Genomic DNA, 12988 nt, shown 5'->3' with positions numbered 1-12988 from the left:
GGTTGGGCGCCTTTGTTCGGAACTTGATCGCTCGTTCCCGAGGATGCCCCCGTGCGCCGCTACCGTTTCGGCAGAATCGCCGCGCTCGTCGCCGCCGCCTACGTGGCCGCGGTCGTCGTGTCCGGCGTGCTCGCGCTGACCACCGGCAACCCGGCGCTGCTGCGCGAGATCGTCGCCGGGGGCTGGGATCCGGACTTCATGCCCTACACCTGGTGGGTGGAGCTCCTCATGGTGGCGGGCGGGATCCTGCAGGGCTGGGCCTACTGGCAGGTGCTGCGCGGGCGGGCGGTCGGCGCGGCGGTCGTCAACGACAGGCCGGTACGGCTGCTGCGGGTGGCCCTGTATGTCAGCGTCGCCTGCACGCTGCTGTACCGGCTGCCGATCCCGTACCAGTGGTGGTTCGGCCTGCCCTCCGACCTGCTCGACCTCGCCATCGTCTGGCTGTTCTTCGTGCTCCTCGCCGGCGCGTTGCCCCGTTGGCTGCGGGTGCTGGGGCTCGTGGCAGGGCTGGTGAACGCCGCCATGGGAACGGCCGCCACCTTCGTCTACGGCCTCGGCCTGTGGTCCGCCGCGCACTACGTCGCTCCGTACCAGCTCGGCAATGTCGTCTACCTGTTGTGGCTGGTGCCGGTCCTGGCCGGGCAGGCCAGGGACGCGCGCTGGTCCCGGGGAACCGTACGGATGGGCATGGCCTCCGCGGCCCTCTCCCTGCTGTCGTCCGGCGGGCATTCCAGTGTTTCGTTCGGCGGCTGGGGCGTCGACTACGACCTGGTGATCATGATGGCCCTGGGCGTCCTGGGCATCTTCGGGACGGTGTGGCAGGCCCGCTCCGCCCACGACCTGGGCGGCCCGCCGCCCGTACCGTCCCCGCCGCAGCCGGCCCGGGTCGCGCCGGCGCGGCCGTGGCCCCTCGCCGCCGTGGCCGTGGCGCTCCCGCTGATCCCCGCGGCCGTCAACCTCGCCGGTGGGATGCCCGTGTGGACCGGCCCTCGGGGCTGGGTCGACGACCTCTTCCACGGGTACGTGAGCTACCCGGCGACCGTGCTCTGGGTCGTCGTGGACGTGCTCGTCGGGGTCGGCGCGCCGGCCGTGCTGATCCTGGTCGCGGTCGTACGCAGGACCCGGCGGCTGCTGCGCGTCACGATGTCGGCCCTGATCGTCGCGGCCTTGGCGGGCGTCGTCAGCGCGACCACCACCGAGCGCGAGGCGGACTGGCAGCTCATTCCTGACCTGGCCGAGCAGCGGCTGGCCCTGTACCCGGGCGGGGTGTTCGACCTGAACGCCAACGGCGAGGTCCTCTTCGGCCTCTCGCCCTTGTGGTACAGCGCGGCCCTGGCCGCCTCCGCCCTCGTGCTGCTCCTCCTGTACGGCGCCCCACCCACCGCCCGCCTGCGGCACCACGTCCTGGTGACGGCGCTGGCCACCTCCGTCGCCCTGTGCTTCCTGCCGGCCGCCGACCAGTCACGCGGCCCGGTCACCACAGCCAGGGACTGCTCACCACCCGACCCCTGGGAGACGAACGGCGAGCCGGTGGCGCCCGAGCCGCTCACCGGCCCGCGCGCCTTCATCTGCGCGGTACGCCAGCGGCAGGCGCTCGCGTTCGCCACCACCCCCGACCAGGTGCTGCTCGACCATGGCCGCCGCCTGTGCGGGGCCTACACCCGTAACGACCCGCGCGAGCTGGCCCGCCTGCGGGACACGGAAGGGCTGAGCGTCGACCATCTGAGCGGGGTGCTCGCCGGGATCTGCCCGGCCGCGCATGCGAAGATCACCGCGGAGGCGGCCGTACGGCAGCGCGAGTCCGAGGAGTTCGACGCCGAGGAGCGGCGCAAGTGCGACGCCACCCCACGCCACCGCCCCCTCATCCGGCCCGCCAAAGCGATCCGCCTCAAGGAGCCGGAGTGGCCGGAGGTGGGGCTGGCGCTGTACGACGAGCCCTCTGCCGAGGGCAGAAGCACCAGCGTCGGCCCGGTCAACGTCGCCCCCGGCCAGGTGACGGTGGGGACGCATCCCGACTTCCACGTGTGCGTCACGCTGGAGACCTACACGCGCCGCCCACCGATCGAGTCCAAGGGCTGGGACCATGTCGTCGAGGTCGGCTTCGCCAACCGGAGCGGTGAGATGACGTTCATGGACGGTCTGAGCGGCACCGTGCTGCCCGACCTGTCGCTCAACGGCCGCAAGGGGCACTACCGCATCCGCGTGCACCTGGCCTGGTTCCCTTGGAAGGGCGACGCGTACGGCACCCAGCGGCTGCTGATCATGGCCTACCCGGGACCGGGCGACAAGACCGTCGTCCACCGCAAGCCCGCCAAGGACCGCTGACAGCCGCGATGGGTTCTGGCCAGGTCGTGAGTCTGTTCTGGTGCCCGTCGTAAGACGCCTGCAACCCGGAGGGCCAACTCGTGCTGGTCCTGGCGGGTGACGTTCGTGAGATCTCGGGTCTACGCCGGCGGTGGCGGGTAGCGGTGGATCTCGGCCCGGTGGCCCGCCGAGCCGGCGAACTTCGCGTCGTCGGTGAGCAACGGCACTCCCAGCAGTTCGGCGAGGGCCACGTACATGCCGTCATAGGCGGTCAGGTTGTTGCGCAGCTCCAGCACGCGTGGCTGCAGCGGCAGCATGGGATGCCGGACGATCTTGAGTTGCGCGTAGCGCTCCAGCATGATCTGCGGGATGTCGGCTCGTGTTCACAGGTGGCTGCGACAGGTGCGGTCGCGCGTGACACCGTCCAGAAGGCGATCAAGCATCTGCGTGAGCTCGGCTACGTCTACACCGTCCCCAATTGGGGGAACGTCTCGTCTCTCCCGCCAGATATTTGGCCATCACGCCGTCATGATCGCTCATATACGGCGTACAGATACGAGCTCACGGCATGGTCCTCGCCGTGAGCTAATCGATATCTCAGACGTTCCCGCAGGTTAGACCGTACTTCGTTGAAAATTTATTCGTTGCTGGTGGAATCTCCAGAAGGGTGGACATTCTCAATGTCCGGCAAATGTCCGGGCAGAGTCCTGGGCCGGCGTCCTCGGATAGTGAAGCTTTGTGAGTGGTTCAGCGCCATCTAGAACATCACAAGCACGGATCTGGAGGACACGTGCGCTTACGACCAGCCATCCTCCTGATCCTCAGGACCGCGCTCGTACTAGCGCGACAGAACTGACAGTCAGGAGGACTGATGCGAACTCACAGCATGCCCGGCCCTGGGCGCGCGCTTAGGGCACTCGTAGTGCTCATCGGGTTGGTACTGGCCGTACCGACCATGATCGTCGCGTCGCCGACGTCGGCAACGGCCGCATCGACGACCATCGACTCAAGGTCGGCCACGAGCTCTGTCGCTGCGGCCTGGGTCCCTCGGGTCGTTCCGCTTCACTCCGGGGAGCCTAAAATTGCGCTGGATTCCGGTGCAGCCCGAGTGGACTTCCTGGATGTCTGCGAGACCGAGGACTTCAATGGTTTCGCATGCATCACCGTGGGAGATGGCGATGGAACGCACACCGGCTTCCCTATGTACAAGTGCGGATGGCGGAAGGTCTACAACTTCATCAACGCGGGCGCTCTCGTAAACAACCAGTGGGGCAACGTAAGGGTGAGGCTCTACAACGCTTCACAAGCGGAGCTCGCGTCCTACGGAAATGGCAGGCACGGCATCCCTAACGAAATCCTGTACGCAACGGAGTGGATCAGCGTCTGCTGAACCAGCCTTCTTAGAACGACGACCTGCGCCCCACCTGTCACCAAGTGGGGCGCAGGTCATCCGGCAGGAACGAGACGGCCGGGTGCGCGGCGATGAGCGCGGGCAGCAGCATGCTGCTCATCCCCTCGACGTGCAGCCCCGTCAGCTCCACGGAGAAGTCGTCTTCGAGCACGTGGAAGTACGAGCCGCAAGCGAAGAAACTCTGCGTCAGCCCCGTCCGAGGACGCAGAACTCGTTGCCCTCCGGGTCGGCCAGGACCTTCCAGGGGGCATCGCCCTGGCCGACGTCGGCGGTGGTGGCGCCCAGGGCCCGTAGCCGGGCCACCTCCGCCTCCTGGTCTTCGACGGGGTGGGGCAGCAGGTCGAGGTGGACGCGGTTCCATACGGTCGGTGGGCCGGGCGTGCGGAGCAACTCCAGGTAGGGGCCCACGCCCTTGGCGGAGCGCAGGCTCGCATGGTCGTCGGTGACCTCGTGCAGGGTCCAGTCCAGCGCCTCGTCCCAGAACCGGGCCATGGCCCGCGGATCGGCGCAGTCGACCACCACCGCGGCGATCGGCCCGGTGTCCCGGTAGATCTCCCGAGGCTCCAACGCAGAACATGTTGCCCTCCGGGTCGGCCAGGACCGTCCACGGTGAACCGCGCCGGGATCGGTGGAGACTCTATTGACTGACTCCAGCCGCCGGTTGGGGCTGGTGTTGAGCGTAGTAGACGGCTTCGTGTTCGGCGGGCGGGACGTCGCCGATGGCGGTGTGCAGGCGCTGGTGGTTGAACCAGTCGATCTACTCGGCGGTGGCCAGTTCGACGTCGGCCAGCCCTTTCCATGGCCGTCGGGGTTTGATCAGTTCGGTCTTGAACAGGCCGATCGCCGATTCCATCAAGGCGTTGTCCAGGGCGTCGCCGACGCTGCCGATCGAGGCGTCGATCCCGGCCTCGAGCAGGTGGGCGGTGAAGGCGAAACAGGTGTATTGACTGCCCGCGTCCGAGTGATGAATCAGACCCGGCCCGGCCGGAATGCCGGTCCGCGCGCGTCGCCACAGTGCCATGTCCAGGGCATCCAAGACGAGCTTGGCTCGTTTGGTGGTGGCCGCCGACCAGCCCACGATCGCGCGGGAGTACACATCTACGACGAATGCGACGTAGACCACGCCGGCCCAGGTCATCACGTAGGTGAAGTCTGCCACCCACCGCTGATTGGGGCGCGAGGCCGTGAAGTCGCGATTCAGCAGGTCGTCGGCGCGCTCGTGTCCGGCGTCGCGGATGGTGGTGCGCAGCTTCTTGCCGCGCCGGACGCCTTCCAGCCCCAGTTCGCCCATCAGCCGGGCGACCGTGCAGCGCGCCACCACGACTCCTTCACGGCCCAGCTGTCGCCAGACCTTGCGCACGCCGTAGACGCCGTAGTTGTCAGCGTGCACCCGGCTGATGTGCTGCTTGAGCTCGGTATCCCGCACAGCGCGGACGCTGGGCGTGCGATTCTTGGCGGCGTAGTAGGTGCTCGTTGCGATCTTCAACCCGTGTGCGGCCAGCACACGGCAGATCGGCTCGACCCCGAACACCTCTCGATGAGCGTCGATGAACGCTACGAGCGCTTGTGTGGCCGGTCGAGCTCGGCCGCGAAGAAAACCGACGCCGCTTTGAGGATCTCGTTGGCCCGCCGCAGTTCGGCGTTCTCGGCCTTCAGCCGCTTGATCTCCTCGGCTTCGGCCGTGGTGATCCCGGGCCGCTGTCCTGCATCGATCTGCGCCCGGCGCACCCAGCTGCGCACCGTCTCGGCCGTTCCGATGCCGAGCTTTGCTGCGACCGCTTTCATCGCGGCCCACTCGGTCGGGTAGTTCGGCCGGATCTCCGCGACCATGCGCACCGCGCGCTCACGAAGCTCGGGAGGGTAGGGGGACGGACGTGCCATGACTCGATCCTCTCAAGGAATCGAGTCTCCATCAGACCCGGCGCGGTTCATTGAGGCCGCAGCCCCTGTACTTCTCCAGCAGCCCGGCATTGGCCCTGACAGTGCTGCTGTTCTCCTCATCGCCGCAGGTGACAATCCAGACAGGCTCGCCAGCGAAGCGTCCTTCGCTGCTCTTTGCGGAGTGAGTCCGCTGGAATCGTCATCCGGAAAGTCCAGTCGGCGACGGCTAAACCGTGGCGGTGACCGTCAAGCCAACGCGGCCCTCTACCGGATCACGCTCAGCCGCCTTCGCTGGGACCCACGCACTCAGGACTACCTGCGCAAACGCACCGGCGACGGAAAGACCCGTCGCGAAGTCATCCGCTGCCTGAAGCGCTACATTGCGCGCGAAGTCCACCGTCTCATCATCAACTCCATCGCGCCCAGGCCCGAGACTTGACATCCATAGGGGCATCAACCCGCAAGAGCGGCTGAACAAGGAGATCCGCCGCCGCACCGACGTGGTCGGCATCTTCCCCGACCGCGCAGCGATCATCCGCCTGGTCGGCGCGGTCCTGGCCGAGCAGACCGACGAATGGACCGAAGCCCGCCGCTACATGGGCCTGGACATCCTGGCCAAGGCCCGCGTCCGGCTCATCGTCGGCGACACACCAATCCAGAACCCACTCCCGCAGACACTTACCGCTTAACCTGCAGAAACAGGATCACGCGAAGATCGATTCATACACCACGTCTGTGGACGTGACCCGAATTAAGGATCAGTAGCGTCCAAATAGCAGGAATCTGTCTCAAGGTTCTTGACAGTTACCGGTTCGAGCAACACGAAACCGCTACGCATCCGCCCTACAGCAGACGGATGCGTAGCGGTCCCGACGTGACTCTTCAGGTGTCATCAGTCGGCGAGCAAGAGGCTACAAAGGCATCCTGCCCTGTACAGAATTCGACTGCGTCTTCTCTGGCTGCTGCCAAATATTCGTCGGCACCAGGTGCCACCTGAAGAGATCCGTTCGATCTGCCGGAAAGTCATCGAGCGGGGCGATGAGGCGGGGCGGGCCGAAATTCCAGTCCCACGGCCAGTGACGGCGGGCGCCCTCGGTCACGTTGTACTCGTAGACCTTGTAACCCACGTCGAGTCCGACGTGGCTCCAGGTCAGGTCCACCCATCCCCACGCCCCGTCGCGGACCGTCGCTGCTAGATCGGTGGGTGCAGCGATATAGGGGCACCCGACGTGGTTGTTTGCCTTGTCAGCGTCGCTTTGATAGGCCCAAGAATTGTAGTATCCTTTATCTTCCTGAAGAGCATTCCTTTGCGTGATAACGGCAGCGGACTGGCCTGGAGGTATGCCGTCTTGAGCGAACTTCGAGGGAAAGGGCGTATATCTGGCTCCGCGCATCTCTCGGTCATCGCTCCGGTAGGCGGCTGTCGTTGGCACGACGCCCGAGGCTTCGAGAGGAGCCACGGCGGTTGTCGCTGCGCTCGGATCAAAACCTCTCTTTGGGATGTTCACAAACCTGGCCCTGTAGATCGACGGCTCGTAATCATTTTCGGCACGACAGCCCAGGGTCACTCCGGTGGAGTTCACGTTGTACGAGACAACGACGGTGTCGCTTTCTGAAGAAAGACCTTCATGCAAGTGAAGATCGTAGACTATCTTGAAATCTGGCGCCTTCTGGATCTGATCGGGTAGGCTGTACAGCTTTACCCTTGCCGTCGTGAAACCGTAGCGAGAGGTAGATGGGTAGGCCACTACCTCGTGAGTAGTCGGATCCAGTGTTACGATCCAGTGTCTGCCGTTGAGGGTCACGACGCTGTACATAGCATCTGTGTAGCCGGTGCCCAGGGGAACTGCTTTAGTCTGGCCGGTAGCTCCTCCATCCGCGGACCATTTGCCGCCGCCGACATAGAAGCGCCAGGAATTGAAGTCGACAAGGTTGGCCTGCAGCACTCGTGCTAGGAATGGCTTCTTGCGGAAGTTGGCATCAACCACGCCCCAGCCGTAGATGTAGGTGAATCCGTCCGGAGCGTCGATCACGGCATCGCCCCACACCAGAGGGTTGTCGGTGCCGTAATAGCTGAATGCTGGGAGATCCTGCGGGGTTACGTTGACGTTGCTGGAGTTCTCCAGGCTTGATAGAGGGATCGTCGCAATGCTGGTGTTCCTGAAGGCTTGGCCTGACCCCTTAAGGTAGAACCATACGACGTTGTTGCCGAACACCTTGCCGGTCGCGCTCCAGTAAAACTCATCGCTCCTGTCGGGCCCGGTGGTGTTACTCCGTATCGGAGTCCACGCATATCGCTGCTCGATGGGAATAGAAGTGTCTCTCTCTTTACAGGTATTTCCTCCAGTGACGGTCTTGAGACTGGCGGTCGCCGGGTTCGTGCCCTGCTGCACGACGATGGAATTATGAAGCATGCTGCGGTCGAAAGTGGGGCGGAACACTGAATCGCCGAGGAAGGTGTCGGAGAAGAACCATGCACGATTCCCGCTGGGTAGTACGACCGACTGTGTGCCGTCCCCGCCACCCCAGTTCGCGCACATGTTCGCGTAGCCCTTGCGATCGGCGTGTCTCGCCCACATAGTGTTGAGCGCGACGTTCGGACCGGCGGGAGGCGTAACAGTACTGCTGGTAAGAGAGGCTTGCCAGGTGACTGGCTGAGCCACGCCGATCGGCTGCGTCGCGTTGACGTCAACATCAGTCCGAGCCACGATCAGCGTCGCAACTTCGCCGGCTGTGACAGAGACTGAAAGGTCTTTGACACGGTCATTCCCGACAGCATCTGCTCTTGCCCAGCGGAGTGGTTGACGGCCGGAGAGGGAATTCCAAACCACCAGGAGATAACGGAACTCTACACCGGTTGATTGATCGGGAGCCTCAACATGAATTTTGAGCTGACCTTGCCCACTAGCGGGCGGCGTGAATTCGAAATAAGAAGATCCGCCCGGGAATATCCACTGTCCGATATCGTTTGGCGCCCAGCTGAACGAGCCGCCCCACGGAAGGTTCTGCGGTGATACTTCTTTGGCACGAGCCGGCCGAGAACCCATTCCTGCAACGATGCTTCGCCATCGGCTGACGGTGTCCGGATCAGCATAACCGTCACCGGCCCCGAGGAAGTCACTGAGTGTGCCAGAGTCGACCGTCAGGCGGTAGTTCGCCACAGCGAAGCCGAAGAGCTCATTCGATAAATTCTTCCCGTACCCCTCCAGCACTTGTGCAATGGCTTCGATGGGCCACTGATCATCTATTTCCTGCCATGTCCGCAGCACAAAATTCTGATCGGTGCGTTCGGTCAGGTATGACGCAACTATGAAGGCGCCGTACTGCCGCTCGCCCCCGAGGCCATCTGAGGCGTTGACTGCATGCTGTGGATGCCTTAAAAACGCGTCCAACGACCGCGCATATGCCTCGGCGCCCAAGGCCGTCGGTGCTGTGTTCAGGTACACCTTATGCACTGCCCACTCTGCGGTGGCTTCCATCCACCAGTTGATGGCGCTTATGGCGGTGGTGAAGTGGAGGATCGACATATAGTGATACTGGAATGCATGAAATAGCTCATGCCGCGGAAGGTAGGTGTACCATCCGTTGCCGCCGATATCCCCGGGATCCGGAGGAAGGAGTATTACCGGCCCTCCATCAACCACATCTCCCGTAGGGAAGGTGATTCCAGGGTTATTATTCGTAGAAACTCCGATATATATCGATATGTCATCTCCGGTCATGTTGAATCCCCATGACCGGTACTGGGTGAATGCCGTCGTGGTGGATGTCGACATTCGGTCTATGGCGTCAGGGATCTGGTTACCGTCTAGATCGGTCGCCGGGACGCCGTCGTCATATACCCGGCAGCCGGTATGGCATTCCTCGTGGTAGCTGACGCCATCAATGTTGTAGTAGATATTTATCGGCGGCGTGGTCTGTATCGTTTGCCTGCAGTCGAAGTAGTAGACTAAGAATGCGTAGGAGTCGGCACACTCCGACCATGCGGCGACAGAGGTGCTCCCCGAGGATGGGGGCTGTTTTCTAGGGCTAAGGGCTTGTTTCAGCCAGGCGCGAGTTTCGGGACTAGCTTGGTCGGCGAGTGATAGAGCATAACCCAGCGCCAAGCCCGTACTCTCCGACATGTCGCCGGTCGAACGGAGCTTTGCCGGCAAGCTGTCGGGCTTGGAGATCCGTTCCACTGAAAGCCGTACGTAGTCGTCGAGCGATATTTCTTTACGCTCCCATGCTTGGGACAGCTTGTCGTCCTCACCGAAATCTGGACGGCTGTGCGCGTTCGGCCTTGGACCTTGGCTCATTTTTTTTCGGTCCGCTCGCTGGTAGGGGGCGGGCGAGCTTGCCGAGGTCGCGGAAGAGGAGCCCTGCTTTGCTGATGCGGTTCCTTCGAGAATAATGGTACCGGTAATCAGCCCGATAGTCACTGCCAGGTATGCGGCGATCCACCTTCGTAGCGCCGTGATGCTCATACGCCCAGGCCCTTTCTTACATAGTGAGAGGATCTCTACAGGTAACGGAGGCAGCATTGATAGAATTTTGCGCTGGTGTTACAATCGTGGCATATGGTAACGCCCTATTGAGGGGGCTGGGTGAAGAATCGACGAGCCGGTACTATCGCCGCTTTAGCTGCTGGCTTGTGGTGCGTACTCGGGTGTCAGCCACAAGTCGACAGAGAACTCATCGTGTCCAACGCGACGGAGGAGCCTGTTGTTGTTGTATGGGCGAAGAACGGCGTTCCCAGGGCGACAATTCCACCACGGGATAGGGCTAACTTGGGTTCATTTCTGGAGTATTGCGACACGCCGGATAGGAATGTGGTCCTGGAAGCCAAGACTTCAGACGGAAAGGTCCACTCTCTGAAGCCGCCAATATGCGAAGGGACAGTGTGGACCATCCGTCCGTAAGGAATGCGGGCCGCGCCACGCGACCGGCCATTGGCGATATCTTCTGGGTGGTCGTGACATGCGCCATGGTGAGCGAACGGGAAATAGCTTCGACGAATGGTGCGATGAGATCGGCAAACACTGCGAAAACGACGTGACTCTTCCGCACGACGGGTCCTCTCCGTGGCTCGGTCGTGAGCAGCGGTCATGGGACCCAAGGGACTGTTGGCGCAGACCCGCCATGATCACTCTGAAGCGCCATCATCTTCACATGGATGACACGGAAGATCCAGAACCCATATAGGGAAACTTCGCTTTCCTGTTTCCATTTCAAGATCTTTACGAGCGGCGGCTTGCAAGTCACGCCCGTTCCAGGTGCCCTCAGGCGATGGTTGGCGCCCGGTCGGGGCGGACAGCCTGCACAGATATACGCTTCGCATCCGAAAAGCTACAGTCCATCACCGGAATATCCCCCTTGCAAATTCTCTTGCCGTCACACAGAATGACGGTCGGCAGTCAAGATCACTAGCAAAGAGAGGCCATGAGTATCGTCTTATCTGGCCGAAAGTCCCCCACGTGACCGTGCCTTCACCGGCACGTGCGCCCGCTCTTGTCCGTGGCTACCCCAGGTCATCGATCTATCGTCGGCCGCTATCGCCGTGGCGATCTCTGCCGCCGTTGTCCTTGCCGCGAGGATGCAGTCCCCTGACCGACCGTCATCCCCTTGCCTTCAAGCTTTACTGGCATCAAGGCGGTGAAGGCGGACCAACCCAGTGAGAAATTAAGCGGCGATCCGACCTAGCTTCTGCACACCAGCCAATAAGACTTCCCAAAGGCAGATATAAGTCGAACCTGGCCGCCACTTCCGACGAGTGGAATCCTTCGCAAACTCTTTGCACTTCTGGAGAAATTACCTCCAGAATGACGAATGGAGGGATGGACATGTTCACGGCAAGGACACCTATCATTCCAACGATACTTATATTGGCGTCCGCTGGCCTAACAGGGTGCTCGCCCGCACCAGGAAGCAACGAGTTCCTCCATGTATATAACGATACCTCTGAACCCGTCAGGCTTTACTGGCACTCTGGGAAACCCGACCCAACCGCCACCCCCTATCAAACTATAGAGCCAGGGAAGATGGCAGACACCGGCATTGACAAAAAATGCCCCGCAGGCGTTGCAATAGCTGCCATAACTGAAAGTGGCGTCAAATATAAATACGGGCCACCCGTATGCGCCGATGCCACCTGGCGGATCGGCAAGAAGGAGTGACCGGAAATCTGTAGCGCACACACTTGACTCGACTGAAGGGTCGCACGCGCATTCTAGTGATCAAACACAGCGTCTACGTCGACTCTTTATCTAGATATCCTATCGCGCGTAGCTGCAATCCGATAGCGTCAAGCCTAAAACGGACACTATGTATATTACCTGGCTTGCTATAGCGCCTATTGCTTTATAGATCACAACCCGTTGACAGGAGACTTTATGTCACACGAACCTCACGTTCACTGGATTCTCGCATTTGACGCATCATGCGGCCAATGCACTGAAATAGCAGAGCGCGTAAAGCGGCTCGGCGGGCACCGAATCGACGTACTGCCGTTATCTAGCGCAGCCGTCGTCGAGTGGCGAGCCCGTGCACTTGGGGAGTCTGCACCATGGGCACCGACCCTAATCAGGGTCGAGCACGAGAAGGTTAGGGCGTGGACAGGTACGCCAATGGCCATCAGGCTCGCGGCTCGGCTGGGGATTAAGGGAAGCTACAGTCTTCTCAATGTTCTCGTCGAGGCTCGGAAGGGACAGGAAGATAGTCAGGACTCTCGAGGAAGGAGGCGTTTTCTTAAGCTCGCCGGCCTGAGTGCGGCTGCAGCCGTGATCGTCGGGAGGGCTTCTCCGGCGTTTGCTGATCCGAAGCCTTCCCCTGCCCAACAGTGGGTACAAGCCAATAGGGCTAATCTTCCGACCACCTACGAAGCATTCAGTAAGCACGATCTTGCTTATCGGCGAGCAATCTTCGCCGAGCTACCCGCAAAGACTCGAAGTAATCTTTGGGTGGCTCATGTTAAGAGATATCGTGCAGCACACCCTCACCTTAATGAGGAACAGCGTGCGATTGTCGAAGATACTCTGGCTCTCTTCAGCGACCACTCGATCTTTGAAGGAAAGCCCACCCCTGAGACGAGTGCTAGGATGGTGCCACTGATTGAACGGGCTGTGAACGCGCTTGGAGCTGTCGAGGCATACTCACTGACAGCGGACCTGGGCCCCTCATCAAGCCTTACTCCGAAACCGCAGGAAGAGTCTGCCACGGCAGCGCTGGCCAACTGCTATTGCCATGCCCAATCTTCCGACAACTATTGTTCGCGCTACGGAGGCGGATACTCGTGCTGGTACGGGGGGTGCGCGACCAGCTCGCCGGGGTGTGGAGGCGGATGGATCTGGGAGTGTAATGGGATGTGCTGCGTTAACACAACGCAAGGTCCACTCTGTGCCTAGCCTCGATCTT

7 protein-coding genes and 3 pseudogenes are annotated in these 12988 nt (G+C 62.0%); 5 read left to right on the top strand and 5 right to left on the bottom strand.

What is annotated here, in order from left to right; translation table 11 throughout:
* Positions 1 to 51 precede the first annotated feature (51 nt).
* Positions 52 to 2325 (top strand): hypothetical protein, encoded by a 2274-nt coding sequence (locus tag OHA68_RS31475; RefSeq protein ID WP_327103468.1) that lies wholly within the window; start codon positions 52 to 54, stop codon positions 2323 to 2325.
* Between the two features lie 119 nt (positions 2326 to 2444).
* On the opposite strand, the gene OHA68_RS31470 is transcribed toward OHA68_RS31475, so the two are convergent.
* The gene (locus tag OHA68_RS31470; RefSeq protein WP_327103467.1) at positions 2445 to 2663 is read right to left on the bottom strand and encodes a type II toxin-antitoxin system VapC family toxin; all 219 of its coding nucleotides are present in this window, start codon (positions 2661 to 2663) and stop codon (positions 2445 to 2447) included.
* Positions 2664 to 3175: 512 nt separating this feature from the next.
* Here OHA68_RS31470 and OHA68_RS31465 point away from each other — a divergent pair.
* A complete protein-coding gene (locus OHA68_RS31465; RefSeq protein ID WP_327103466.1) occupies positions 3176 to 3694 on the top strand; it encodes a hypothetical protein in 519 nt (172 codons plus the stop codon).
* A 37-nt stretch (positions 3695 to 3731) separates the two neighbouring features.
* Here OHA68_RS31465 and OHA68_RS31460 read toward each other — a convergent pair whose 3' ends face one another.
* The 3 genes and pseudogenes from OHA68_RS31460 to OHA68_RS31450 all read right to left on the bottom strand — a co-directional run bounded on the left by OHA68_RS31460 (position 3732) and on the right by OHA68_RS31450 (position 5596).
* Positions 3732 to 3866 carry a hypothetical protein gene (locus tag OHA68_RS31460; RefSeq protein WP_327103465.1) on the bottom strand — a complete coding sequence of 45 codons (135 nt, stop codon included), beginning with the start codon at positions 3864 to 3866 and terminating at the stop codon, positions 3732 to 3734.
* A 35-nt stretch (positions 3867 to 3901) separates the two neighbouring features.
* Positions 3902 to 4325 (bottom strand): annotated as a pseudogene (locus OHA68_RS31455) (VOC family protein); the annotation flags it as partial.
* 27 nt (positions 4326 to 4352) lie between these two features.
* Positions 4353 to 5596, bottom strand: a pseudogene (locus OHA68_RS31450) (IS3 family transposase).
* Between OHA68_RS31450 and OHA68_RS45410 the strand changes: the two are divergent.
* A complete protein-coding gene (locus tag OHA68_RS45410; protein ID WP_407674373.1) occupies positions 5595 to 6035 on the top strand; it encodes a transposase in 441 nt (146 codons plus the stop codon). The pseudogene OHA68_RS31450 and the gene OHA68_RS45410 overlap by 2 nt on opposite strands.
* A 16-nt stretch (positions 6036 to 6051) precedes the next feature.
* Positions 6052 to 6285, top strand: a pseudogene (locus tag OHA68_RS31445) (transposase); the annotation flags it as partial.
* Positions 6286 to 6507: 222 nt separating this feature from the next.
* On the opposite strand, the gene OHA68_RS31440 reads toward OHA68_RS31445, so the two are convergent.
* A complete protein-coding gene (locus tag OHA68_RS31440; RefSeq protein WP_327103464.1) occupies positions 6508 to 10062 on the bottom strand; it encodes a hypothetical protein in 3555 nt (1184 codons plus the stop codon).
* A 1905-nt stretch (positions 10063 to 11967) separates the two neighbouring features.
* On the opposite strand from OHA68_RS31440, the gene OHA68_RS45405 reads away from it, so the two are divergent.
* On the top strand, positions 11968 to 12978 hold the full coding sequence (locus OHA68_RS45405; protein ID WP_407674372.1) for a bacteriocin fulvocin C-related protein: 1011 nt from the start codon (positions 11968 to 11970) through the stop codon (positions 12976 to 12978).
* Positions 12979 to 12988 lie beyond the last annotated feature (10 nt).

The organism is Nonomuraea glycinis (genome assembly GCF_035920485.1).
Taxonomy (GTDB): domain Bacteria; phylum Actinomycetota; class Actinomycetes; order Streptosporangiales; family Streptosporangiaceae; genus Nonomuraea; species Nonomuraea glycinis.
Note: the sequence above shows the minus strand (reverse complement) of the source record. Positions and strands in the feature narration are given on the sequence as shown.